The sequence below is a fragment of the Pyxidicoccus fallax genome (assembly GCF_012933655.1).
GTDB classification, from domain to species: Bacteria; Myxococcota; Myxococcia; order Myxococcales; family Myxococcaceae; genus Myxococcus; species Myxococcus fallax.
Genome location: NZ_JABBJJ010000101.1, coordinates 1 through 25,343 on the forward strand (window position 1 = coordinate 1; position 25,343 = coordinate 25,343).

Sequence of the window (25,343 nt, forward strand, 5' to 3'; positions counted from 1 at the left end):
AGCGTCCCCCGCGCGCCCGACAGCATCCGCTTCCACTGGAGCGCGCCATTCGTCCCGGAGAAGCGCGCCACGAAGAGGCCGTCCTCCGCAATCCAGCCGTCCCCGAGGTCCGAGCCCTCACCCACCCGGCCTCCCACGAGCACGCTGCCATCCGCGGCCAGGGCGATGGCGGTGCCCTCGGTGGGGGCGTAGTCGCCGTGCGCGATGGCCTTCGACCAGGCGTGCGCGCCGTCACTGGCGAACCGGGCCAGGAACAGGCCCATCTGCTGGGGCACGGGACGCGGCGTGTACGAGCCCGAGGAGAGCGTCCCACCGCCGAAGTTCACCACGCCGTTGAACGAGCCCGTCAGCACCAGCCCGCCCTGCGCATCCGCCGCCAGCTCGACGGAGAAGACGGTGCCCGCCGCGCCCTCCTGGCTCACGACGAAGCCCCGGCTCCACACGGGCTGCCCCGCCGCGCTGAACTTCGCGATGAAGATGTTCTGCCCCAGCTCCGCCACCGGCAGCGCGCCGGTGCCGAAGTCCACCGTGCCCATGTACGTGCCCGCGACGAGCAGGCCCCCGTCCGGCGACACCGCCACGCTCTCGGGGACGGCCTGCTCCGCCGTCAGGATGCCACGCGTCCACGCCACCGTGCCGTCATCGCGGTAGCGCGCCAGCGCCATGCCGCGCCCGTTCGGCAGCGGCCCCGTGCCGTAGTCCGCCGGGTTGCTGGAGCCCTCCGCGGAGAAGCGGCCGGCGACGACGTACTCACCATTGCCCGCGGCGGCCAGGGCGCGGGGCTCCTCGTCTCCCCGCCCTCCGAAGTGCGTCACGCTCTCGGCGGTGCCGCCGATGCCATCACCCGAGTACGCGCACGTGTCCGCCTGGCCCGTGCCGACGATGAGCCGCGGGAAGTACTTCTGGCCCGGCTCGTAGCCGACGAAGTCCACGCCGTTGCCGCTATGGGTGAGGAGCGCGAACGCGTGCTCGCCCGCGCCCGTCACCACGCTGCTCACGTCCAGCTCCGTCCAGGTGCCGTTGGGCACGTGGCCCAGGTCCACCAGCGGCGTGCCCACGGGCGACGGCCGCGAGTACCAGTTGAAGTACCCCCCGGCCCATAGCGGCGTGGTGCGGTAGAGCATGGGCCCATCGGTGGAGCCGTCCTTCGCGAACAGGCGCAGCCGCGCGCTCCGGATGGCGATGGTGTCGGGCACGTCGAAGGAGAGGAAGGCCTCGCGGCGCGGCGCGCCGTCCACCACCAGCTTCGTGGGGTGCTCGTAGGACTGGTCCGGCGTCTCCTCGGAGACGTACGTGTCGAAGCGAGGCGGCGTCAGGTAGACGTCGGGCGCCGGGCAGGGCTCCGTCTCGATGACGAGCTGCGGGTCCTGCGCGTCCGGGGCGCCGTTGTCGGAGAGGAAGACCACGCCGTCGGCCACGCTGGAGACGAGGACGAAGCTGAACGTGCCCGAGCCCCGCACGTGGGCCGTCACGTCGTATTCGACGAAGGCGTCATCCGCCACCGCGCCCACGTCCGCGACCTTCGCGCCCACGGCCGGCGCGTTGTTCCAGGTGAGCGTGGAGAAGTTCCAGTTGTTCGACGTGGCATGCACGGCGGGCCCGTCCACGCTCGGGTCCGTGGCGTACAGCCGCAGCGTGGCGCGCTTGATGCGGCCCTCGAAGGTGCCCACCGCGAAGCGCAGGTAGGCGCGGCGCTCGGGCTCGCCGTCCACCGTCAGCCGCGTGGTGGAGCCGAAGTTCTGGTCCGGCGACTGCGCGTCCACGGTGGCGTCCGAGTACACGTTGATGGTGTACGTGCTGCCCTCCAGCCGCTGCGCTTGCGCGGGCTGCTCGGGCCCCTCCGCCGCGTCCGTGGCCGGGCTCTCGACGCCACACCCGGTGAGCAGCCCCACCACCGCGAACGCACTCCAGCCCGCGCGCACCCCACGCTTCCCACTCCACATTCTCACGTTGTCTTCTCCCTGCCGGCCCCAGCCCCCACCCGGAGTGCAAGCCCGACTCCAGGGAGGGGTGCACTCGGGTGGACACTCCGGGGTCGCGCACGGGAGTCCGAGGGAAGCCGCGTCCCCACGTTGGGAAGAGGAATACCCACGGGGGGAACCCCGGTACCCACCGCGGGCCCCCGGGGTGCCTCATGGAGGGAGCACGCAGTCCCTTGCGTCCGGCTGCTCGGCTGCTGCTCGTGCTGACAAGGCGGACCGGCCGGCCCTCAAAGGCCCGGATGCCCCCTGGCCTTCGAGCGGATCAACGCAGAACTTGTGGCCACATAGGAGGATCGGTGTCCCACGTCGCCATCCAGCACTGTCGTCTCTCTGCCCCGCACGCGCGGCTCCCGGAGGGGGAGCGTGTATGAAGGTGCCCGAGCTGCTGGAGCATCTGCCAGGGGTCGGTCCCCTGCTCACCCGCATGCCGGGTGGGCACGAGGAGCCCCCCGCTCGCCGCGAGCCCACTGTCACCTTCCCCGACTTCGAGGCCGTGCCCATGCCCCGGTCGGAGCGGGAGCTGGGTGACGGTCGCACCTACGTCGTCCGCAACCCGTCGGTCCGTCCGCCGACGGGGCCCGGGCTGACGGTGATGTCCTACAACATCCTGCTCGGCGGCCAGCGCCGCGAGGCGCTGCTGGCGTACTTCGACCAGCTGGAGGCCGAGGGCCGGATGCCGGACGTCATCGGCCTGCAGGAGGCCAACGTGCCCATCTCCGTGCTGCTGGCGCAGCGGTACGGCTTCCACATGACCTACCAGGGCCATGACGGCGGCGCTGGCGGGCGGCTCCTCAACGGCAAGGCGTTCCTCTCCCGCCACCCGCTGGTGGACGCGGCGCACTTCACCTACTGCATCCCGGACGCGGAGCGCGAGGCCGCCATCGCGCGCCGGGGCGGAGACCCGTGCGAGATTCCGGAGGACCGCGGCGCGCTCTACGTCCGCCTGGAGGTGGAGGGCCACCCGGTGGTCCTCTACAACGTGCACCACACGCTGGGGGACTCGGGCATCAACGCGCGCAACCTCCGCCAGCTCAACGCGCTGTTGCGCCACCGCGAAGTGGCACACGCGGTGGTGCTGGGCGACTTCAACGCGAACACCGCCATCAAGCGCGGCGGCTCGTGGCTGATGGCGCACCTCAAGACGTACGACGACACCGACACGGTGGAGGAGTACACGCTGCGCTACGGCGACGCGCACGCCAGCGTCGGTGACCGGGGCGTGGGCAACATCGCCGACCCGCGCCTGCGGCACGAGCTGCACGTGCTGGAGCTGGACCTGCCGGAGACCATCGCCCACGCCACCGTGGCGCAGGTGCGGATGGCGGACGGCACGATGATGACGCCGAAGCAGGCGTGTACCGAGCTGCGCTCGGGCAAGGTGCCGCGGGGCAGCCCCCAGTGGCTGCGGCTGCAGGACGTCGCGGACAGCGCCACCCTCACGTCGCTGCCGGACGACCAGGGCGTGGTGCCCGCCACGGGCAAGCGCTTCGACAACCTCTACGCCTCGCCGGGACTCGTGCCCGTCCTCTTCGAGGTGGACCGCTCCACCGAGTCCTCGGACCACCAGCCCGTGCTGGCGCACTACGTGGTGCGTGGCCCCGGCACCCGGGAAGTCAAGCCGCCCTCCGGCAACAGCAAGCCGGCGTGAGGCCCCCGGCGCGCCGGCGACACCGGCCGGCGCGCCGTCATCGGCTCAGAGGAGCACGAAGTCCATGTTCTTGAAGCCGCGCGTGCGCGCGCAGACCTCGTAGCCCTCGCGGTCCCCCTGGTCGTTGGTGTTGCCCTCGATGGTCTGGAAGGTCTCCTCGTCCACCTCGGTGACGATGCCGGCGTGCTCCCAGTCGCTGGCCGTGCGGCGGCGCAGGAAGAGGCTGCCGGGGCGGATGAGCGTCCGGTCCGGCGACGCGGTGGGGCCGGACAGGAAGCGGCCCTTCTCGCGGCCGAAGGCGGCCAGCAGGTCGCAGGAGAAGGTGCGCTCCACTGGCATGGGGACGCCGAGCGACCGCGCCGCCTGCTGGAGGCAGAAGGTGACGAAGCCCGCGCACCAGGCGAACGCCGGGCCCTCGTTGCCGTCCATGTAGAGGCGCACCCACGGGCCCTGGTTCTCACCGCCGATTTCGCGCGGCCGCTGCGCCAGGTGTTGCGAGGCATGGGCCACCACCAGCGAGCCCAGCGAACGGCCCTGCGCGGGAATGGGCGCGATGGCGGCCTTCATGGGCGCGATGAGCCGGTCGAAGGTGACGGCGTCGGCCACGCCCGAGACGGACAGGCCCGCCTTCGCCTGGAACCGCTTCAGCGCGGCCTCCGTCGCGGCACCGAAGTCCCCGTCGATGGCGACCGCGAAGCCCTGGAGCGTCAGCCATTCCTGGATGCGCTTCACGCCGCGGCCCTGCTCACCGCGACGGTACACCTTGTCCAGCTCGAACTCGTTCATGCAACCCCCCACCCGGCTTCAGGGAAGCCGGCCACGAACCATCCTGGCACCAGCCCGAACCGGGCATCAAACCGGGTCCGGGACGATGCGTGGGGGACATGACGAACCCGTCACGACTCAGCGTTCCGGGCGCTCCCGCGCGTCGGGCGTCTCGGGGTCGTTCTCCTCGATGGCTTCGCGGCCATCATCGTGCGTGCCGTCGCCGTCTTCGATGACCCGGGGGTTGGTGCCGGGAGACGCATTGCCGGAGCCGCCCGTGCCTTCCCGGAACCCGTCCGACGCCTCCCGGGCCGCGTCACGGGTCTGCTCCGCCGCCTTGCGCGCGCCGGCCTCCACGTCCTTCGCCGCCTCGCCTACCTCCTTGCCTACCTGACGTGCATCCTGGCGCACGGCCTCTTCCTGGCGCTCCGTGCAGCCGGCCGCTACGCCGAGCACTCCACACAGGCCCGCCACCGTGAGCCACTGCCATCCCTGTCGAGCCATCGCGTGCCTCCTGGGTTCGTGATGCGTCCGTGTCCGGACGCAAAGGTAGGCACTCGGCGGCCAGGAGGCTCTTGCTCAAGAGCCCTCCGGGCAGCGGGGCAAGGAGGAGAGCCACGCATCCACCAGCTCGGTCCCCCCGGGGTCCACCACGTGCGAGGCGAGCGGCGGCATCCGCACGGCGGCGTCCAGGGAATGCATGCGCAGGGGCACGAGCGACTTCTTCGGCTGGCCCGGCGACACCAGTCGCGCATCGGACACGCCCAGGTCGCCGAACCCGGGCGCCACGTCGCACACCCCGGCCTGGGCCAGCGGCGTGGTGAAGCGCACGTCCATCTCACCGCGGCCGAGCCCTCCCGGCCGGTGACACACGGCGCAGTTGGCATGCAGGTACGCGCGAGCCCGCTCCGCCACGGGCTCCGGGCCGTCATACGCGGGCAGCCGGGGAAGGAGGGCGGGCTCCGACGGCAGCGTCACCAGGCCGATGTGCTCCAGCGTCCGGAGCTGATTGGCGCGGCGGCCGCTGGGATAGACGAAGTCCCCGTTGAGCTGCGCCGTCTCCAGGCCCAGCACGTGGCCCGCGGCGGCGTTGTGGCACTGCATGCACTCGCCGCGGCTGGGGAACGTCCACGTCCGGCCGGCCACCTCCTTCACCTTGCCCGCCTCCAGCAGCACCGCGTCCGTGCCCTCGTCGTTCCACTCGTAGGTGTAGCCGGCCCAGCCGCCGTCCGGGTGGCGCATGAAGAGGCGCGTCTCCACGGGGCGCCCACTCACGAAGAAGCTCTTCACCGTCACCGTGCCCGGGGGCAAATCCAGCGGCCCCTGCGTGGCCACCCCCACCGTCTTCCCGTCCGGCACCGCGAGGAAGCGCTCCTTCTTCGCGCCGTCCGACCAGAGCGGCGCATTCACCCCGTAGGGGATGAGCCCGCCCGCCGGCCGCGTGGGGTCCGCCGGGTCCACGCACCCCGACTGAGACAACCGCTGGGGGAACGCGCCCTGAGGAGCGGGCTTCGCGGGGACGAGCTGGTGCAGCCCGCCACCGGCGAAGTCCACCACCAGCAGCTCGCCATCGTTCAGCTCCGCGAAGGAGGAGATGTTGAGCGAGGTGGAGAGGATGCGCGTCGGCTTCGCCCCTCCGCCGGGCGTCGCGTTCCCCGGTAGCGTCCAGATGCGGCCCGTGCCGAAGTCCCCATACACATACAGGCCCGAGAGCGCCGGCACCGCGCCGCCGCGGTACACGTAGCCGCCGGTGACCGACACGCCCTCGGCGCGCCCGTACGTCACCACCGGAGGCGTCAGCCCCCGCGTGTCACACGTGTTACCGCGCAGGCACGAGGTGCCCTCCAGCACGCTCCAGCCGTGGTTGCTCCCGAGCACCACGCGGTTGACCTCCTCGTAGCGCTTCTCCCCCACGTCCCCCAGCCACAGCGCGCCCGTCTTCCGGTCGAAGCTCCAGCGCCACGGGTTGCGAAAGCCGAGCGCGTAGATTTCCTTGCGCCCGCCGCCATTCGCATACGGGTTGCCCGGAGGCGTGGCGTACGGCTTCGCGCCGTCCACGTCGATGCGCAGCAGCTTGCCGAACAACTGCCGCGGGTCCTGCGCGGTGCGGCTCGGGTCCTCGCGGCCACCGCCATCTCCGAAGCCGATGTACAGGTAGCCATCCGGCCCGAACGCGAGGTGGCCTCCGTTGTGGTACGAGTACGGCTGGTAGAGTTCGAGGATGCGCTCCTCGCTCGCCGGGTCCAGCGTGGCGCCGCCGTCCTGGCTGCGGAAACGCGAGATGTACGAGTACAGCTTCCCCTTGCCGTCCTCGTCCATGTACGAGAGGAACACCTCGCCGTTGGTGGCGAAGCGCGGGTGGAAGGCCATGCCGAGCAGCCCGCTCTCGTCATGCGTGGCGTCCACCCGGCTGGAGAGGTCGATGAACAGCGAGCTGCTCGCCGGGTCCGCCTCGTGGGAGAAGACGCGGATGCGTCCCTCCTTCTCCACCACGTAGACGCGGCGGCTGTCGCCCGGGGCCTGGAGCGCGAACAGCGGCTGGCGGAAGCTCAGCCTCGGGAAGACACGCTGGAGGGCCACGCCTGTGGCCTCCACGGGACGCTCGGGCGCCACGCAGGTGGGATTCGCCGGCCGCGAGTCCAGGCCGTAGGGGGGAACCTCGTCCACCGGGCCGGCGTCGGGCACCCCATCCGGGCCCCCATCCGCTCCGGGCGCTCCCGCGTCGTTCGGACTGGGACGCGGCGCGTCGTCGGCGGGCGCCACATCGCCATCGGGCGAGCCCGGACAGGCCGCGGGTGACAGGAGCAATCCCGTCGCGAAGAGCGTGAGGCCGAGCAGCGCGAGCACCGGTGGTCGTCGGAGCATGGGCCCCCATCTGCCATCGAACCGGAACTTCGGGAGTGAGCCTGGGAGACAGTCTGCCCGCTGGTGGACGTGCCCGCGTCGCCCTCCGCACACGGGACGGCTCGGGAGCCGTTGCGGCGTAAGCCGGTGGACACAGTCGAGGCGTTGCACTCCCAGGGTAGAGTTCCAACCAGACGCCTCAATCCATGAATGCGACGCGCGCGCGCCGGCCCCCGGGTGGAAGCGCGAACGGCACCGGACATAGGCTTTCGGTCCTATGGACCTCATCGTCGAGAACGGATTGGTGTTCGATGGGCTGGGGGCTCCGCCGCGCCGCTGCCACGTGGGCATCCGCGAGGGCACCGTGGCCACGCTGTCCGAGGCGCCCATTCCCCGCGCGCCGCACACGCGCGTCATCGACGCCACCGGCCACTGGGTGACGCCCGGCTTCATCGACCTCCACACGCACTACGACGCGGAGGTGGAGCTGGCCCCGTCCCTCTCCGAGTCCGTCCGCCACGGCGTCACCACCGTGGTGATGGGGAGCTGCTCGCTGAGCCTCGCGGTGGGCACGCCCGAGGATCTGGCGGACATGTTCTGCCGCGTGGAGGCCATTCCCTACGCCACCGTCCGCTCGCTGCTGGAGGAGCGCAAGCAGTGGAACACGCTGAGCGGCTACCTGGAGCACCTGGAGGGCCTGCCGCTCGGTCCTCATGTCGCGTCGTTCCTCGGGCACTCCGCGCTGCGCGCGCACGTCATGGGGCTGGAGCGCAGCCTGGAGAGCAAGGTCAAGCCCGGCGAGGACGAGCTGCGCCGCATGGAGGGACTGGTCCGCGAGGGACTGGACCTGGGCTACCTGGGCCTGTCGGTGATGACGCTCAAGTGGGACAAGATGGGCGGCTCGCGTGACATCCGCAGCCGTCCCCTGCCCTCCACGTACGCCCGCTGGAGCGAGTACCGCCGCCTCACCCGGCTGTTGCGCGAGCGGGGCCGCGTCTTCCAGGGCGTGCCCAACGTCAGCACCAAGGTCAATGTGCTGCTCTTCCTCCTGGAGAGCGCGGGCCTGGGACGCCGGGCGCTGAAGACGTCGGTCATCTCGATGATGGACGCGCGCGCCAGCCGCGGCATCCACCGGCTCGTCGGCTTCCTCTCGCGCTTCGCCAACGGGCTGCTGGGCGCGGACTTCAAGTGGCAGGCCCTGCCCGAGGTCTTCGACCTGTGGGCGGAAGGCATCGACCTCGTCGTCTTCGAGGAGTTCGGCGCGGGCGCGGCGGCGCTGCACCTGCAGGACGCGGTGTCACGCGCGGAGCTGCTGAAGGACCCGGCGTACCGCGCCCGCTTCCGGAGCCAGTGGACCAACCGCTTCCTGCCGCGCGCCTTCCACCGCGACTTCAACGAGTCGCTCATCCTCCAGTGCCCGGACGCGAGCGTGGTGGGCAAGTCCTTCGCGCAGGTGGCGCGCGAGCAGGGCCGGCACGCGGTGGACGTCTTCCTGGACCTCGCCGCCACGCATGGGGACGCGCTGCGCTGGTACACGGTGATGGCCAATGACCGGCGCGAGGAGCTGGAGCGCATCTGCCGGCACCCGGACATCCTCGTGGGCTTCTCGGACGCGGGCGCGCACCTGCGCAACATGGCGCACTACAACTTCCCGCTGCGGATGCTGCGGCTGGTGCGCGAGGCCCAGAAGCGCGGCGAGCCCTTCATGTCCGTGGAGCGCGCCGTGCACCGGCTCACCGGTGAGATTGGCGAGTGGTTCGGGCTGGACGCCGGGGTGCTCGCCGAGGGCCGCCGCGCGGACCTGACGGTCATCAACCCGGAGGGGCTGGACGCGAAGGTGGATGAAATCGCCGAGGCGCCCATGGAGAACTTCGGGGGCTTCGTCCGGCTGGTGCGCCGCAACGACGCCGCGGTGAAGGCGGTGCTCATCTCCGGCCGCGAGGCGGTGAGCGGGGGCACCGTGTCCCCTGCCTTGGGACAGGAGCGAGGTTTCGGGAAGGTGCTCCGGGCCCGGGCGTGAGGCGGCGTCACACGTCGCCGAGCGTCACCACCACGATTTCCCGGCCGGTGCCCACCGCGAAGCGGCGGTGCTTCGGGTCCAGGGCCAGCGGCGGCAGGCTCTTGAACTGGCTCAGGCAGCCCAGCCGCGGTCCGGTGTCCAGGTCCGTCCACCGGTGCACCACGCGGCCGGTGGAGAGCTCCACCAGCGTGGGGTGCTGGTAGAAGCCCAGCACGTGCGTGTGCCCCACCGGCATCATCCGGCCGAGCGCCACCGCCGGCCGGACCTGGTGGAGCACCTCGCCGGTGGTCGCACTCAGACGGGCCAGCGACTCGGGCTCCATCCACCAGCGGTAGCCACTGCCCTCCTGCTCCGAGCGGCTGGCGGCGGTGTTGAGGAGGATTTCGCCGTCCGCGCCGAAGGCCACGTTCTTCGCGTCGGTGAAGCGCGGCTGCCCCAGCTCCCGGCCTTCGGTGGCATCGAGCAGCGAGGGGTCCGCGAGCGCGGCGTCCAGGTCGATGCGGTACGCCGTGTCCATGGGGTGCCAGGCCCAGCTCTCGGCGAGCAGCGAGCGCCCATCCGGGGCCGGCATCAGCCGGGAGTGGAAGATGTCGGGCGAGGGGCCGGGCCGGTCCGACAACCGCTCCCCGGTGAAGAAGTCCTCGATTTCCAGCCGGTTGTAGTCCTGCGGGCAGTGCACCAGGAGCACCCTCCCGCCGGGCCGCCGTGCCAGTGCCACCGGGTAGTCGAACTGGTCCGCGTGGCAGTAGCTGCGATTGATTTCCCGCAAGGGGCGCTGCGCGTGAATCAACAACCCCTTGGTGCCACGACGCTCGTAGACGACGGCACAGCGTCCGTCCGGGGTGGCCACCGCCGCGTCGAACCGGTCGTAGCACCAGTCGCGGTAGCTGTGGGTGAAGGTGCCATCCAGCGTCAGGCGACCTCCTCCCGAGAGCCAGTCCACGAGAGCGTCTCCCTCCCAGCACAGCGAGCGGACTTCCGAGGGGACAGGGATGCGCACTTCCTGGGGGACCTTCATGACCATCTCTCCTTCCCGGCCTGACGTCCCGGAGGACCGGGCCTGACATGCCGCCCCGTGCTGCCGGCCGGGTGGGTGGCGCCCCATGCCCATCTGAAGAAGTGTTGCGCCATACTCGGCCCCGGAATGCCACCGCGCCTGTCATCAGCGGCCGAGCCGGTCCGCGCCGCACGCCTGGGGGTCGCGGCGCTCGCCGTGCTCCTGTCCACCCCGGCGGCGGGTGCAGACCCGCTCTGGGGCTTCGGCGACTTCCTGGGGCCGGCGCCCGTGCCCCACGTCTCGGCCGAGACGTGCGAGGCCTGTCACACGGAGCAGCACGAGGCGTGGAGCCAGTCCCGCCACCGGGGCAGCGTCGACAACCCCGTCTATCTCGCGGGCTTCGCGGCGGAGCCCCATGCGCGCTGCATGTACTGCCATGCCCCCGGCCCCGAGCAGTCCAAGGCCCTGCTGCGACAGCGCGCCACGCTGGTGCGCGAGCGGAGCCTGGCGTCGGTGCCGAAGACGTCACTCGCCCACGAGGGCATCAGCTGCGTGACGTGCCACCTGCGCGGCGAAGAAGTGCTGACCCCCAACGCGGGCACCACCTCCGACGCCCACCCGCTGCGGCACGCGCCGGCCATGGCCGAGTCCTCGTTCTGCGCCAGCTGCCACGAGTTCCTCGGCCATGACGTGGTGGACGGCAGGACGGTCCTCAACGAGGAGCGCCTCCAGACGACCTGGAGCGAGTGGACCGCCTGGCGCGCCCGCGGCGGCGAGGGCACGTGCCAGGGCTGCCACATGCCCGGCAAGGCCCACACCTTCCGTGGGGCGTATGACTTGGACTACCTGCGCGGCGCGCTGTCCCTGCGCGTGGAGCCGGCGCGCGGCCGGCTCGTCGCCGTCGTCGAGTCCCGGGGCGTGGGCCACTCCTTCCCGACGGGAGACGTGTTCCGCCACCTGTGGCTGTGGGCGGATGACCGGCCCGTGGCGCGCTTCGGGCAGACCTTCTCGCTCTCGTTCTCGGAGGAGGGACAGGCCCGGCTGCGCCGCAGCGCGGACACGTCCCTGAAGCCCTTCGAACCCGCCCGCGTGGAGCTGCCCGCCGGCACCCGGCGCGTGCGCGTCACCTACCACTACGCCCGCGACGGCGAAGTCCCGGAGTCCGGCCCCGAGGCACCGGGGCACATCGTCGAGCTGGCCGCCCTGGACATTCCCCCTTCCACCCCACCCGCTCCTCGCCGCACCCGCTAGAGACCGATATGCGTCTTGCCCTGCTGACCCTCTTCGTCCCGTGCCTCGCGACCGCCGGCGGCTTCCAGCGCCTGCACGCCGAGGAGGCCTCGGCCACGAGCTTCCTGCAGAACAACTGGAACAAGTACCAGGAGAACTACCACCCGAGCTACGCGCTGGATGACGACCCCAAGACGGCCTGGGTCGAGGGCGCCGAGGGTGACGGCGTCGGCGAGTCCCTGACGGTTCCCGTGTCCAACCTCGCGTCCGCGCGCGCCGTGCGCGTCGTCCTCTTCAATGGCTACCAGAAGTCCCCGGCCCTGCTCGCGGCCAACGGCGCGCCCAAGCAGCTCACCGTCACGGTGAGGGGCCCGGGCGGCAAGGAGTCCGGGCGCCAGCAGCTCACGCTCGAGCGGAAGATGGGCCCCCAGTCCTTCGACATCCCGGTCTCCGGCCCGGTGGCGGACGTGGTGCTCACCGTGGACAGCGTCCACGCGGGCTCGAAGTACCGCGACACGTGCGTGTCGGACGTGCAGGTGTTCGTGGACAGCGACGTGCCCTACAACGCCGCCGCCGAGAAGGCCAAGCGCGAGGCCCTGCTGCGCTGGAAGAAGGAGCGGCTGTCCGCGGCGAAGTACTACGCGTCCCTGCCCGCGACCTACCCGTACAGCTCGACGCACTTCGACAGGGAGGACGACGACCGCCAGCTGCTCGCCGCCCGCTTCACGCCCAAGCTCGTCCCGGTCAAGGGGTTCCCCTCCCTCCTGGAGCGGCTCCGCCAGGCAGACGCGCTGGTCTCCAAGCACGTCTCCGAGCAGGACCGGGCGCTGCTCCAGGAATTGGAGAAGCTCTCCACGTCGAAGCCGTCCCAGGACGGACGCTGGTACTCGCTCGCCCAGAAGGGGCGCACCGTCCCTCCCGAGAACTTCTCCGTCCCTTCCTACGTCCATGGCCTGTTCCAGCTGCGGGAGTCGTCGCTCTTCGAGGCCAAGGGCCTGGGCGCGAAGCAGCCGTCACTGGCCAAGGCCGAGCTGTTCGGCGAGGTGGAGACCCGCTCCAACCTGCTGCTGCTCGAGGGCACGACCTCGGACGTGAGGAAGGTCTACTTCACGAATACCCGGCTCGTCGTCGAGCGGGGGACGTACACGGAGAACACCCACGTGCTCGCGCTCCTCGAAGGCGGGAAGGTCTCGCGCATCGTGACGTATCAGCGCGGCGAGGACGCGATGGAAGGCACGGTCACCTCGGTGAAGGTGATGGCCCCCACGTACAGCGGGGACAAGGTGTCCGGCCTGGACGTCACCACGCTCTGGGACTGGGAAGCCCCCGAGGATTTCGCGGGGGAAGACGTGGGCCTCTCCGTGAGCCAGACGAAGTTCCAGGCCCTGGAGCGCTCCTGAGCGGGAGCTGGACAGAAACTCCAGACGAACACACCAGAATGCACCTACATCCAAGTCTTGGCGGACTGCGGAAGGGACACAATGGAGAACCCACTCCTGTCACGCCCCGATCGCTACCTTCGCTGGGATGTCCTGGAGACGCACCTCGAGGAGGCCTGCTTCCTGTGGACCCAATGGGAGCAGACGCTGTCCTCGGCGCTCTTCACGCTGGATGAGGTGGCCCAAGGCGATGAGCAGCGGCTGCGCGCCCACCTCAAGGCACTGGTTGCGGGTGGACGGCGCGTCTGCGAGCGGTTGCTGTTGCCGTGTATCGAGGGGGACGACACGGAGCGACTCCGGGTGGCGGCCTTCGTGCTCCTCGCGAAGGGCGAAGGCCAGGATCTCTCCTCCGTCCTGCGGGGCCTGAGCCAGGCAGATGAGGCGCAACGCGCTGCCTTCCAGCGGGCGCTGGAAGTCAGTGAAGCCATGGACCTCTCGGCAGGGCTCCTGCGCTCACTGCTCGAAGGCGACGGCCACGATACGGCCACGCTCCTGGAGGTGCTCGCCTTCCGACAGGTGCCCCTGGGCCCGCGACTCGGCGTCTTCCTGGGCTCATCGGACGCCGCGGTGCGAATCGCCGCCCTTCGGGCCGGGCGTCACCAGCCCCCCTCGGACGAGGAGGCCCGGGCCCTCCGCGGGGCGTTGGATTCTTCCGTGCCCGAGGAGCGCGAGGCCGCGCTGGCACTGGGGCTACGGAGGGGAAGCCGGACCGCATGGCTCGCCTGTCCGGCGCTGGCTGCACAGGCGGACACAGCGGGAGAGATTTCCCGGCTCGCGCTGGCCCTGGGGGGAGATGCGAGAGACGTGGAGCGGCTGATCCGCCTGTTGGAGATGGCGCCATTGCGTCGGTCCGTGCTCTGGGCCCTTGGCTTCAGCGGCCGGGTGGCGGCGGCGGATGCCTGTCTTGCTCACATGCGCGAGCCCGGGCTGGCCGCGGTTGCCGCCGAGGCCTTCTGCGCCATCACCGGCCTCGTCCTGGAGGGCGCCTTTCGCCAACCCCCCGCGCCAGAGTCCTCCATGGAGGAGGAGCGCGCGGGTCCCCTGGAGGAAGACCCCGACGCCGGACTCGTTCTTCCCAATGCCCAGGCCCTGGAGGACTGGTGGGCGAACTCCCGGGAAAGATTCGACCGAAGCGCGCGCCATCTCGCCGGCAAGCCCTTTTCGATGTCCTTGCTCCTGGATTCGCTCGAGCTGCAGCCCATGAGGCGCCGCCCCGTGCTGGCGTTGGAGCTGGCCATCCGCAGTCGGGGCGAGTGCGAGGTGGAGCCCCGGGCCTTCTCGGACGTGCAGCGCCAGCGGCTCCGCCGAGGCCGCACGCTCCCCGCCAGCGCCCTGTTCACCGCCCTATTCGACCAGAGGATGACCACGTGAGCGCGGCGAGGAGGGACGCATGAGGCTGGCCATCACCGGAGTGGGAATGGTGACGTCCCTGGGCTACGGAGCCGTGGGAAGCTGTGCCGCCATCGAGGCGGGCCTCGCCCGCCCTCGGGAAATGGAGGACTTCACCGTCGCCGATGGTGAGGGCGGCGCGTACCCCGTCGTAAGCCACCCGGTGTCAGGGTTCGCGGAGGGCTTCACCGATGTGGGGGCGTGGATCCGACTGGCCGAGGGCAGCCTGTCGGACCTGCTCCACGCCACCGCGCTTCCACCCTCCGCCGAGCGCCGGTTCTGGGATGCAACGGGGCTCATCGCCCTGGCCCCCATCCTGGATGCGACCCGCTTCCCCGCGGACCTCGAGGGGCTGTCCGCCTCCCTGCGAGAAGACTATGCCCTCCCGCTCGTCCGCCTCATGCGCCGCCCCATCCGTCCGGACCACGTCCAGGCGCTGGCACTGGGGCACGGTGGGCTGGCGGCCGCGCTCCGCGAGGCATGGAAGCTGCTGTCCAACCACGCCCTGGAGCGGGTCATCATCACCGGAGCCGATTCCTACCTCGACGCCGGGAGCCTCGAGTGGCTCTACCGGAACAACCGTCTCAAGGTCCCCGGCAGGCCCACGGGCCTGATGCCAGGGCAGGCCGGAGCCTGTGTCCTGGTGGAGTCCGAGGCAGCCGCCAAGGCCCGCTCCGCGCTCCTGGGAGGCTGGGTACGGGCCGTCGCGGGCGCCGCCAGTGCGCCGACCCACCGCCCACCCCTCCAGGACCTGGGAGGGCACCTGGAGTCCGTCATCCAGGAGGCCCTCACCCACGCGGGGGCCGGGGAGCCCTTCCGAGGAGGGCTCCTGCTCGACTTGAACGGAGAGGACTGGAAGGCCCGGGCGTGGGGCTTCGCTCAGCTCCGCCTGCGCTCGCGCATCGACCTCGAGCGTTGCTGGGCCTGCATCCCCTGTGAATCCCTCGGAGAGACCGGAGCCGCGAGCGGGCCGCTGGCCCTGGGCGTCGCCGTGAGCCGCTTGCGAGGAACCACGGAACAGGCCCTCCTCTGCTCCCTGCCGGACCTGGGACATCCGGCGGCCATCGTCCTGGAAGGACACTGAGATTCCCGTAGGAGAACGCCATGGCGACCGACGTGAATGCCCATCTGCTGAAGACGCACCCCATCAAGGCGATCCTCGAGCGGAACAGCAAGTACGCCGACAACGGCAGGAGCGAGATCTCCGGCAATGGCGGCAAGCGCTCACAGGTGTACGACAACGACGCGAAGATCGCGAAGAGCTTGAACGCGCTCGGCATCAGGCCCCAGCACGGAGCGGGCTATACACAGGGCAGCACCCAGCACTGTGCCGCCTACCACTTCGACAAGTTCGTGAACGCCCTCAAGCCCTACTACAACGTGGCGCACCACATCCTTCCGTGCGAGGTGTTCAAGGCACGGGAGCCAGGAAAGAAATCGCGGGGCGCCTTCACGGACGAGCAGTTGGAGATCCTCAAGCGAACCACGTACGACGTGAACAACGGCAAGAACATCATCTTCCTTCCCGGGTTCTCGGTGGGGCTCATCGTCCAGTGGGGCGTGAAGGCGCAGAAGGAGAAGGACCCCGGATTCAACTGGGATGCGGTGAAGGAAACCGATGCCCGGGCTGGCTGGGTGGAGAAGTGGTCCGAGAACGCGCGCAAGAAGCTCGAGAGGTACGGGGCGGTCCACCAGCTCCCGTGTCACATCGACTTCCACGAGGACTACATCCTCCAGGTGCGTGGCGACATGGACGCGATCTCCAAGGAGCTCAAGCGGCAGGCCGAGTCCTTGTGCGAGGATTGGAAGCCTCCCGAGAACATTCCCCCGACCCTCATTGGCACCCAGGACGAGTACTGGAAGTACATCGTCAATTGGGGTGAGAAGAATCCCCTCGGGAACATCAATGCCATGGAGAAGCTGGCCGACGCCGCCATGGGCAAGGCCCCCGGCAAGAAGAAGCTGTCGAAGTGACCAGGCCCCTCGCCCCCCAATAGCAAGCCGATGAATTACTACCCCTGGATGAATGACGACGAGGACCGGGCGCTCGCCTGGGTCATGGACGCCCCCGATGCGCTGCGGGAGCACCCCAAGGAGTACCAGCTCTCGGAGGGAGTATCTGTAAAGGACTGGTTCCCGGAAGGCGTCGAGCTGGAGCTGTCCGACGAGCGCGGCATCAAGCTGACGGACTCCGTCCCCAACGTGCTGCACATGTGCATCGTCTCGGAGAAGTTCAAGGCGCTGATGGAAGCGCGCTCGGGCGCGGCACTCGAATTCCTGCCAGTGCGGCTGAAGGACCAGAAGCAGCAGCCAGTGCGCAAGCCCTACTACGCGATGAACGTGCTGGGCACGGTCGATTGCGTGGACCTTCAGCGCTCCCGGTTCAGGCGCCTGGAGATGAGTCCGGACCGCATCTTCCGCTTCTACCAGCTCGTGCTGGACGAGAAGCGAATTCCCCCAGACGCGAAGATCTTCCGGCTCAAGGACAATCCCAGCCAGCTCATCGTCCGGGAAGACCTGGGCAAGGAAATCCTCCAGGCGGACATCGAGGGAGTGCTCTTCGTGGAGATGGATGAGTTCGGCAAGGAGTGGGGAGCACGCTAGGGAGGAAGGAGCGAGGCGATGGGACGCATGTCACTGCGAGAGCACGAGGAACTGGCGCTGGGAAGAATGGCCATCCTGACCGCCGACCTGGAGCGCGGCAAACGCTCCGCGGCGGACCGGGAGCGCATCCTCTTCCACCTCTCGCGTAACGCGAGGATTGCCGCCATCGCCGGGCTCCTGGTGCGCGCGGACACGAGCGGTTTCAACCAGTGGCTGCGCCGCTCCGCCTCGTGGCGGCTGCAGGCTCTTCGGGAGAGGAAGCAGGAGGAGCGCCCCGTCTCCCAGTTCACCTGCACGGGAGAGGTGGCGCCCCTGTGCGATGCGATTGCCTCGGGTGCGGATACGACAGCCCGCGAGCTCACCGCGCTCTCCGCCGACACCTGGCTGGAAGGAGCGGAGTTCGAGGACGACTTCCACTACGGTCGTGTCCTCCAGGCGCTCCTGACAGGAAATGAAGGGGCCGCAGACGTGAGGGAGCGCCTGTCCGAGCTTGCCCGCAGCTCGGGGGAGGACGAGCCACCGCGTCTGAAGGTATGTCAGGCGCTCCTCGCCCTGGACGCGAAGTCCTTCGACGAGAGCCTTCGCCAGCTCATCGACGAGCGTGCCGCGTGGTTCCGGGCGCGACTGGGTGGACTGGCGCCCGAAGACTCCCGCTTCGAGACGGACCGATTCGTCTTCATCGAGGGGCTCGCCCTGGTACGGCTCGCGGAGCTGCGGGACCTGCCCGTGGAGGAGGAATACCCCTTCCTTCCAGGCCTGGCTCGGCTCGAGGCCTCGAGTCCCCAGGATTCCGTAAGATAATCTGCCCTCCGTGGAGATGGACGCCATGGCAGTCAATACCGGTGTGAACAAGATGTCCGTGGTGACGAAGGACAGCGGCGGTGTCACCTCGGCCTTCCCGGACGTGTGCAAGACGCCCAGCCCCGCGGGGCCCGTGCCCATTCCGTACCCGAACATCGCCCAGTCCTCGGACACGGATAAGGGCACCAAGAAGGTGTCCGTGGCCGGCAACCCGGTGTGCGTGAAGGACTCCAACTTCAAGACGAGCACCGGCGACGAGGCGGGCACCGCGGGCGGCGGCGTGGTCTCCAGCAAGACCCAGGGCAAGGCCGAGTTCGTCAACTACTCCTTCGACGTGAAGTTCGAGGGGAAGAACGTGGCGCGCGCGTTCGACCTGATGCTTCACAACGACAAGAACACGCCGCCGTTTCCTGTCATGCAGGGTCCGGTCGTGGCCATGAGCGATTCCCCCGAAGAGCCCAAGTGCCTCTGCTGCAAGAAGGACGTCTAGCGAGCGCACGCCCCCGTGAAGGACGCCACTGAGTATCAGGGACTCAGTACAGCGTTCCGCACTCGGCGATGCGTTGAACCCGGAGCGCGGCCAGCTGCTCCAGCGGCGCCGCCGCCTCCGTGCCCTCCAGCATCGCCACCGCGCGGGCGATGGCGTCCAGCGTGGACATGCCGGACGGGTGCGTGGGCTCGCGGAGCCGGAGCAGCCCGGGCTCGGGTGGCGGGAGCACCAGCCGGGGCAGCGTCCGCAGCACGGGGAGCCGCTGCGTCATTCGCCGCGCCTGGGACCAGCTCGCGTCCAGCACCACCACCTGCCTCGGCGCGGGGGCATCTGGCGGGGCGGTGGGGCCATCCGGGAAGAGCAGCCATGTGCCGGGCTCGGAGAGCACGGCGGTGTCGAGGGGCTCGACCGGTGAGCCATGGATGAGCAGCCGGGAGTTCGCGAGGGCCAGCGAGGCCACCCGCCCCGTGTTGCTCTTCTTCGCGATCTCCATCACGTGCTGGAGCAGCAGGAACCGCGTGCGCGTCTCCACCCTTGGAATCTCGGCACACAGGCACAGGTGTGACGGAAGGTTGCAGCGGTCACAGCGGGGACGTGGGGAGACGCGGCGAGACATCCTCCGCCATCCTGTTCCGGTCGCCCTGGGAAGAGAAGCGTTCGTTCATCGCGCGGCCCCACCCCTGCTCCCCGAGCACTGGCCCGAGGGGGCTGGCTCTGCCACGCTCACGTGATGAACGGTCTGGCGCTGCACGTCTCCTTCTACGAGCGCATTCCGGGGCGAGGTGGCCCCCACTGGGTGGGCTTCGCCCGGAGGCTCCAGTACGTCGTCTATGGGAACGCGAGGCTCGCCGGAGCGCCGCTGCTCCCCGACCCTCTGGAGTTCCCCAGCCTGCTCGCGTACACGACGCACCAGTTCTTTCCCGGCTACCCGGTGGAAGGAGGGTTCATCCGCTCGTTCGCCGGCTGGCTCGAGCACCTGAGGACCCGGGGCGCCACGCGGCTGCGAGCCTTCGTCCCGTTCGACGCCCGGACCTGGAGGAGGAAGGCCCCAGCAGCGGACGTGCTGCCGGACGTCGTGGTGGAGTTCGCGGACCACTGGGAGGGCTACTCGCACACGCCCGCGGTCGACAAGGCGGAGGACCGAGCCTGGTACGAGCAGCATGGAGCCAGTCTGTGGCGGCACCGCTTCGAGCCTCGGCCCGTGGGGAACTTGCCAGACGTCCCGACCCTCGACGCGGCGGAAGCGGAGCTCCGCGAGGCCGCGGCCGACTTCGCACGCTACCTGCGGACGGAGGTTCCTGAAGGCGACCGGGACTTCGTCGGCTCGCTGTCGGGGGCGGAGGCGGTGGTCGACACGCTGACGCTGGACGAGGCCGCCCTGCGCTCCGCCGTGTCACGGCGCGAGGAGCACTACCTGGCGCGCGAGCTGGAGGAGAAGCACGCCATCGACGCGAGGCTCCGGGCGGAGGAGGAGGCGCGGGAGCGCAAGCGCCGGAAGACGGATGAGAAGCGCGCGAAGAAGGGGAAGAAGCCGGCGCCGCGTGCGCCGGAGGAGTGGCGGCGGCCCTTCGAGCCCGATGAGGACTTCCTGCTCCGCCGTCGCTACGACTTCCTGAGCTCGGACTCGGCCGAGCCGATGCTGCGGGCGGGTTGGCCGTGGCAGTCGGTCCGGCTCCTCCTGGCCGCCTCCACGGCCCACCCTTTCGGCGCGGCCATCCAACTCGAGGAGCGCGACCTGCCTTCGTTCCTCGAAGCGCCGGCGTATGCCGAAGTCGGGGAGCGCTACGAGCGCGCGGCGGTATCCGCGCTCAACGCCGTCCTGGACGCAGTGCCCGCGCGGCCGGTGTCGCCGCCCCTGGAGCCACGAACCCTGCGCATGGACGACCCGCTGGAGCTGCACGCGGCGCTCCGGTTCGCCGACACCACCCAGGAACGCGGGTGGGTCCAGCAGCTCATCCGCGAGGCGCCGTACCCTCCGCGGCAGAAGCAACAGCTCCTGCGTCCGTACCAGGAGCGGCTCCCCGACCTGGCTTCTTTCGAGCCCTGACGCGGCCCGGCTGAATCCGGGTCCAGACCGCCCGAGCGCGAGCAGATATCACCGAGCACGCCCCTTCACGAGAGGAGTACACCCAATGGAGCAACAACAGATACCGCCACACCTCGCGATGGTTCAGATGGCCACCTCCTTCTGGGTGCCGCTGGCCATCCACACGGCGGCGAAGTGGCGCGTCGCCGACGTCCTGGAGGACGGCTCGAAGACGGTGGCCGAATTGGCTCGCGCCACGGACACCCAGGAGGACCCGCTGCGCCGCGTGCTGCGCGCACTGGCGAGCCTCGGCATCTTCGCGGAGACGGAGGATGGCCGCTTCGCGCACACGCCGATGTCCCGCACGCTGCGCTCGGACGCACCGGGCTCGCTGCGTGACTTCATGATGATGATAGGCGCCGACTGGTACTGGCGGGCCTGGGGACAGCTCCCCCACTCCATCAAGACGACCCAGCCCGGCTTCGACCAGGTCTTCGGGGAGCCCGTCTTCGAGTACCTCTCCAAGCACGCGGAGGCTGCCACGGTCTTCAACCGGGCGATGACCGGGTTCTCCGCCATGAGCGGAGCCGAGGTGGCGCCGGAGCGCTATGACTTCTCCCAGGTGAAGACCGTCGTCGATGTCGCGGGCGGCCACGGCTCGTTCCTCGCACGCGTGCTGAAGACGCACCCGCACCTGAGAGGCGGGCTGTTCGACCAGCCCGCGGTCGTCGCGGAGGCCCAGGCGATGCTCGCGGAGAGCGGCGTGGCCGACCGCTGCACCCTGCTCGGAGGTGACTTCTTCGAGTCCGTGCCCGAGAGCTACGACGTCTACATGATGAAGATGATCATCCACGACTGGAAGGACGCCCAGGCGCTGCGCATCCTCCAGAACTGCCGCAAGGCGATGCTGCGGGACGCGAAGCTGCTGCTCGTCGAGCAGCTCATGCCTGAGCGCGCGGTGCCGGGCCCCCACCACTTCATCGACCTGGCGATGCTGTCGATGCTCGGTAGCAAGGTGCGCACCGTGACGGAGTTCCGGGCCCTGCTCGCCCAGGCCGGCTTCGAGCTGACCCGGACCATCGACCTCGTCCACGGCTTCGCCATCCTCGAGTCGAAGCCGAGCTGAACTGCCTTGTCGTTCCCCCCACACCCCGCGGCACTGAACGGAGCATCCCGATGCAACCGACGCATGGCCCTTCGAAGAGAAGATCTCAACTCATGGTCCTGGCGGCCGGCCTGACTGCCGCGCTGGTCGGCTGTGAGGGAACGGACCCCGGGTGGACGGAAGAGGCCGAATCCTCCCAGGCCGGGCTCGCGGACGGCTACAACCTCGTCGTCACCGGCGTGAGCCCGACCACGGTCACCGTGGGGGGCTCCGTCACCTTCAGCGCGACCATCCAGAACACGGGGACCGCCGCGACTCCGGCGGGCGTTGTCCACGGCCTCTCCTTCTGGGTGAACGGCACGCAGGTGTCCTGGTCCGACACGCACACGGCCTCTCTCCCCGCGGGAGGCAGTGTGACACTCACCGCCAATAGTGGCCCCACGGGAACGCGGCTCTGGCAGGCGCCCGGCACTCCCGGCACGCACACGCTGAAGGCCTTCGTCGATGACATCAACCGCATGCCGGCCGAGACGAACGAGAGCGACAACGAATACAGCGTCCCGCTGACCGTGGCGGCCACCGCCACCTGCTCGGACCGTGTCCGGAACGGCACGGAGACCGGCGTCGATTGCGGTCCCGACTGCGGCCCGTGCGAATGGGCGTTCACCGCCGTTCCCCGCGCGACGCTCCGGCAGTCCGCCCGGAAGGTCTACGCGCACTGGCACTACTACCCGGTGTCCATCGACAACTACAACCCGACGACGAACGACTACTACGAGCGCGGCTACATCGCGGTGAATGGCGAGGGCGGAACCCACGCGGCCTATGGCGGCATGATGCGCGAGCGCCCGCTGGCCCGGCGGACGCGGCCGGAGGCGGACTGGCGGCTCCGCGATGCGAAGGATGACATCCAGCTGGCCGCGCGAATCGGCATCGACGGCTTCTATCTGAACCTGTGGACCGACAGCGACGTGAACAACGGCGGTGTGTGGACGCGGGCGAAGACGATTGTCGATGCCGCGTCCCAGCTCGGAGACTTCGACATCGTGCCCAACTTCGACATGACCATCCTCAACACGGGGAGCGCGTCGGGCGACCAGGACACGATGATTCGCATCCTCGGCAAGCTCGAGGCCTCTCCGGCGCTCCTGAAGCGTCCCGATGGGAAGTTCGTCGTCGGCCTCTTCAATCCCGCCGCGCAGGGACGGACGGCCAGCTTCTACGCCACCGTCAAGCAGCGCGCCGCGGCCGAGCTGGGCATGAACCTGTACCTGGTGCCCGTCTTCCTCGGCACGGGAAGCACCGCGCTGTTCGAGGAGTACAAGACGGTGGGCGACGCCTACGCCGGCTGGGGCACGGCGATTCCCGTCACGACGGCGGGGTACTCCGGGGGCTTGAAGACGAAGGCGGCCGGGTACGGGAAGCCGTGGATCCACCCGGTGAGCAGCCAGGACTTCCGGCCCAAGGACAAGGCCTTCTGGGAGGCGCGCAACTCCCTGACGCTGCGCTCCATCTGGGAGAACGTGATTGCCGATGGACTGGACCAGGTTCAAATCATCACCTGGAACGACCAGCACGAGCACCACAACATCCGGCCGTCGACGGGGAAGCAGTGGCCCGCGTACGACATGACCGCGTATTACATCCAGTGGTTCAAGACGGGCACGCGGCCGACCATCGAGCGTGACGTGCTGTATTACAACCACCGCCTCCACAACGCCTCGCTCGCGCCGACGCGGCAGGCCTCGGTGGACCTCGCGACGTGCCGGGCGGGCTGCCCGGCCACGAACGACGTCGAGCTGGTGGGCTTCCTGAAGTCGGCCGGCAGGCTCGAAATCACGCAGGGCGCGACGACCTACGGCGTGGACAAGACGGAGGGCGGCGTGCAGGCCATCCGGACGGCGATGGCGGTGGGCACGCCGACCTTCCGGCTGAAGCGCTCGGGGGCCACCGTGGTGCAGTTCCAGAGCATGCACCCCATCGTCGGCACCACCGAGTACCAGGACCTGCTGTACCGGGCTGGAGGCTCCAGCCGCGCGGCGCTGCCGTCCTGCGCGACCTCGTGCGTGAATGGCGAGGCCCGGTGCCTGCTATGCCCCGGCGAGCCGCTGTGGCTGAAGCGCTAGACGCCGAGAGGCCGGAGGTCAGCAGCCCTCGGTGACGTGCTGCACGACCTCCGTGACGACGACGCCGTTCGGAGTCTTCTTGAGGGTCAGCGAGGTCTTGTCCGTCTGGCCTCCCGAGCAGACGGCCTCGCCCTTCTCATCGAAGTCCTCGGCGCAGCGCAGGGCATCGCGGCGGACATAGGTGAAGCGCTCCAGGTCCTCGCGCGTGAACCGGTCGCGGGTGAGCTTCGTCACCTGCTCCGGGTCGTCATTGTAGTGGAGCCGGTAGACCAGCTTGCCCCTGGCGGGCAGGAACGCCTTCATCGCCTCCACGTCCTTCGCGATGAGCGCCTGGACGAAGCGGAGCGCATATCCCTGTGGTGGCACGCGGGCACAGGTGGCGCCGGGGCAGCACGCGACGGCGCCTCCAGTGTTCCGCCTCACCGAGATGCCCGCCTCCCCTCGCTGCACCACGAAGTTGATGGGACCTTCCAGACACTCGGCGCCGCGGTGCTCGCGGACGAAGCCGTACACGAACCCGTACTCGTAGGCGTTGCGCTCGGTCCACTCGACCTTCGCGCCCTGACCGAGCTCCGCCTCGCGGGCCGTGCGCCACTGCTCCAGGGCGTCGCGGAGCTTCGGGTCGGCGAGCTGCTCGTAGGCGAAAGGCACCTGGGGAGCGGTGTCCATGGGAGGCGGCAGTGGCGGAAGGGGCTTGCCCTCGGGCCAGGTACAGCTTCGTGCGCAGCGGAAGCCGTTGCGCAGGGAGGAATACGCGGTCTCCTGCTGCCAGAGGGCGTACGTGGCGGGGTCGCCGACGCGCCCGCGGATGGGGAACGACTTCGCGCGGGTCCCGTCAGGAAGGACGTCTTCGAGCGGCTCGCCGTCCACCCACTCGTGGACGTTGCCCATCAGGTCCAGCACGCCATAGGGGCTGGAGCCGAGCGGAAAGCCGCCCACGGGTCGGGTGCCCTTGCCGCACTCGTCGAAGTGCGCCAGGGAGCAATCCGCCGGCCGACCTCCCCAGGGAAACCGGCGCCCGTCCGTGCCGCGTGCGGCCTTCTCCCACTCCAGCGACCGGACGAGCCGCTTGCCCTGCCACGCGCAGTAGGCCCACGCCTGTCCGAAGGTGACGAGCGCGGGATGGTCGGGGCCGCCCGGCCCGTCGTAGGACAGACGCTCCATGGCCTTGCAGACCTTCTGCTCCACGCAGGCCGCGTAGGCGCGTTCGGTGACCTCGGTGCGGTCCAGCTCGAAGCCCGGGAGGGACGGCCGGGACTCCACGTCGCGGTAGGAACAGATGAGCGAACCCTGGGAATAGGTGCAGCCCGCGGTGAACTCCCCCGGAGGGATGACGGCCATCGCGTCACTGGCGCCGCAGAGCAGCTCGGGGCAGGAGTCCTCCGCGGCGACCTTCACCGGGCGCCAGTAGGCCTGGGGATAGACCTCCTTGATGGCGCGGACGCGCGGGCGCACCTGCTCGGCGTTGCAGAGGCCGAGCAGCACGACGTGAAAGCCGGGGTTGAGGCCCGGCAACGTGTCGCTCTTCACGAGCTTCGGGTAGCCGGGCTTGAAGCGCAGCCGCTCGGACCAGACGGGTGCTTCGTTGGACCACTTCGCCAGGAGCGTCTGGCCTTCGGCCTCGGTCCTGGCGCTGGCCCAGATGACTGCATTGGCGGGAGACGGAGCGGGAGCCGCCGCGAGCGACACCGTGAGGAGCAGGGTGAGCATTCCGCGCGGAGTCTAGCCGGCTCCGACAGCCTGTGACGAATGACGCCACGGAACCGGGTGGCGCTGTAACGTCCCAGGCTACAAACCCAGACATCTTCTGCCGGAGGCCCGCTCCCGCCCACTCGCATGACGACGCAAGCCCTTGCTGGTTCACGACTTGCAATCTC

The 25,343-nt window shown here is 69.8% G+C and carries 20 protein-coding genes; 13 read left to right on the forward strand and 7 right to left on the reverse strand.

Annotated features, from left to right (window positions below):
* Nucleotides 1–1,943: CBM96 family carbohydrate-binding protein (locus HG543_RS21960; RefSeq protein ID WP_246357213.1), on the reverse strand; the 1,943-nt coding region annotated here is incomplete at its 3' end.
* A 406-nt stretch (nucleotides 1,944–2,349) separates the two neighbouring features.
* Between HG543_RS21960 and HG543_RS21965 the strand changes: the two genes are divergently transcribed.
* Complete coding sequence (locus HG543_RS21965) at nucleotides 2,350–3,630, forward strand: endonuclease/exonuclease/phosphatase family protein (protein WP_169346789.1); 1,281 nt, start codon at nucleotides 2,350–2,352, stop codon at nucleotides 3,628–3,630.
* Nucleotides 3,631–3,675: 45 nt separating this feature from the next.
* Here HG543_RS21965 and HG543_RS21970 read toward each other — a convergent pair whose 3' ends face one another.
* The 3 genes from HG543_RS21970 to HG543_RS21980 form a co-directional block, all read right to left on the reverse strand.
* Nucleotides 3,676–4,416, reverse strand: a complete 741-nt coding sequence (locus tag HG543_RS21970) for a peptidoglycan-binding domain-containing protein (protein ID WP_169346790.1) — start codon at nucleotides 4,414–4,416, stop codon at nucleotides 3,676–3,678.
* Nucleotides 4,417–4,533: 117 nt separating this feature from the next.
* A complete protein-coding gene (locus HG543_RS21975; protein ID WP_211194081.1) occupies nucleotides 4,534–4,899 on the reverse strand; it encodes a hypothetical protein in 366 nt (121 codons plus the stop codon).
* Nucleotides 4,900–4,974: 75 nt separating this feature from the next.
* Nucleotides 4,975–7,260: a PQQ-dependent sugar dehydrogenase gene (locus HG543_RS21980; protein WP_169346791.1), complete on the reverse strand. Its 2,286-nt coding sequence runs from the start codon at nucleotides 7,258–7,260 to the stop codon at nucleotides 4,975–4,977.
* A gap of 256 nt (nucleotides 7,261–7,516) precedes the next feature.
* Between HG543_RS21980 and HG543_RS21985 the strand changes: the two genes are divergently transcribed.
* Nucleotides 7,517–9,259 carry an N-acyl-D-amino-acid deacylase family protein gene (locus HG543_RS21985; RefSeq protein WP_169346792.1) on the forward strand — a complete coding sequence of 581 codons (1,743 nt, stop codon included), beginning with the start codon at nucleotides 7,517–7,519 and terminating at the stop codon, nucleotides 9,257–9,259.
* Between the two features lie 7 nt (nucleotides 9,260–9,266).
* On the opposite strand, the gene HG543_RS21990 is transcribed toward HG543_RS21985, so the two are convergent.
* Entirely contained in the window at nucleotides 9,267–10,277 is a 1,011-nt protein-coding gene (locus HG543_RS21990) for a hypothetical protein (RefSeq protein WP_169346793.1), read from the reverse strand.
* A 195-nt stretch (nucleotides 10,278–10,472) separates the two neighbouring features.
* Between HG543_RS21990 and HG543_RS21995 the strand changes: the two genes are divergently transcribed.
* The 8 genes from HG543_RS21995 to HG543_RS22030 all read left to right on the forward strand — a co-directional run bounded on the left by HG543_RS21995 (nucleotide 10,473) and on the right by HG543_RS22030 (nucleotide 18,209).
* Nucleotides 10,473–11,507: a hypothetical protein gene (locus HG543_RS21995; RefSeq protein ID WP_169346794.1), complete on the forward strand. Its 1,035-nt coding sequence runs from the start codon at nucleotides 10,473–10,475 to the stop codon at nucleotides 11,505–11,507.
* Nucleotides 11,508–11,515: 8 nt separating this feature from the next.
* The gene (locus HG543_RS22000; protein WP_169346795.1) at nucleotides 11,516–12,886 is read left to right on the forward strand and encodes an NADase-type glycan-binding domain-containing protein; all 1,371 of its coding nucleotides are present in this window, start codon (nucleotides 11,516–11,518) and stop codon (nucleotides 12,884–12,886) included.
* Between the two features lie 81 nt (nucleotides 12,887–12,967).
* Nucleotides 12,968–14,296: a TIGR02270 family protein gene (locus tag HG543_RS22005; protein WP_169346796.1), complete on the forward strand. Its 1,329-nt coding sequence runs from the start codon at nucleotides 12,968–12,970 to the stop codon at nucleotides 14,294–14,296.
* A 19-nt stretch (nucleotides 14,297–14,315) separates the two neighbouring features.
* Nucleotides 14,316–15,398 carry a hypothetical protein gene (locus HG543_RS22010; protein ID WP_169346797.1) on the forward strand — a complete coding sequence of 361 codons (1,083 nt, stop codon included), beginning with the start codon at nucleotides 14,316–14,318 and terminating at the stop codon, nucleotides 15,396–15,398.
* Nucleotides 15,399–15,418: 20 nt separating this feature from the next.
* Nucleotides 15,419–16,288: an AHH domain-containing protein gene (locus HG543_RS22015; RefSeq protein ID WP_169346798.1), complete on the forward strand. Its 870-nt coding sequence runs from the start codon at nucleotides 15,419–15,421 to the stop codon at nucleotides 16,286–16,288.
* A gap of 30 nt (nucleotides 16,289–16,318) precedes the next feature.
* A complete protein-coding gene (locus tag HG543_RS22020; protein ID WP_169346799.1) occupies nucleotides 16,319–16,918 on the forward strand; it encodes an imm11 family protein in 600 nt (199 codons plus the stop codon).
* A gap of 18 nt (nucleotides 16,919–16,936) precedes the next feature.
* Nucleotides 16,937–17,719, forward strand: a complete 783-nt coding sequence (locus HG543_RS22025) for an Imm49 family immunity protein (protein ID WP_169346800.1) — start codon at nucleotides 16,937–16,939, stop codon at nucleotides 17,717–17,719.
* Nucleotides 17,720–17,744: 25 nt separating this feature from the next.
* Entirely contained in the window at nucleotides 17,745–18,209 is a 465-nt protein-coding gene (locus HG543_RS22030; protein WP_169346801.1) for a DUF4150 domain-containing protein, read from the forward strand.
* Nucleotides 18,210–18,252: 43 nt separating this feature from the next.
* Here HG543_RS22030 and HG543_RS22035 read toward each other — a convergent pair whose 3' ends face one another.
* Entirely contained in the window at nucleotides 18,253–18,825 is a 573-nt protein-coding gene (locus tag HG543_RS22035; RefSeq protein WP_169346802.1) for a tRNA-uridine aminocarboxypropyltransferase, read from the reverse strand.
* Nucleotides 18,826–18,936: 111 nt separating this feature from the next.
* On the opposite strand from HG543_RS22035, the gene HG543_RS22040 reads away from it, so the two are divergent.
* From HG543_RS22040 to HG543_RS22050, 3 genes are all read left to right on the forward strand, one after another.
* On the forward strand, nucleotides 18,937–20,256 hold the full coding sequence (locus tag HG543_RS22040) for a hypothetical protein (RefSeq protein ID WP_169346803.1): 1,320 nt from the start codon (nucleotides 18,937–18,939) through the stop codon (nucleotides 20,254–20,256).
* Between the two features lie 127 nt (nucleotides 20,257–20,383).
* Nucleotides 20,384–21,361 carry a methyltransferase gene (locus tag HG543_RS22045; protein WP_169346804.1) on the forward strand — a complete coding sequence of 326 codons (978 nt, stop codon included), beginning with the start codon at nucleotides 20,384–20,386 and terminating at the stop codon, nucleotides 21,359–21,361.
* A 92-nt stretch (nucleotides 21,362–21,453) separates the two neighbouring features.
* Nucleotides 21,454–23,466: an endo-1,3-alpha-glucanase family glycosylhydrolase gene (locus HG543_RS22050; protein ID WP_169346805.1), complete on the forward strand. Its 2,013-nt coding sequence runs from the start codon at nucleotides 21,454–21,456 to the stop codon at nucleotides 23,464–23,466.
* Between the two features lie 18 nt (nucleotides 23,467–23,484).
* On the opposite strand, the gene HG543_RS22055 is transcribed toward HG543_RS22050, so the two are convergent.
* On the reverse strand, nucleotides 23,485–25,176 hold the full coding sequence (locus HG543_RS22055; protein ID WP_169346806.1) for a formylglycine-generating enzyme family protein: 1,692 nt from the start codon (nucleotides 25,174–25,176) through the stop codon (nucleotides 23,485–23,487).
* Nucleotides 25,177–25,343 lie beyond the last annotated feature (167 nt).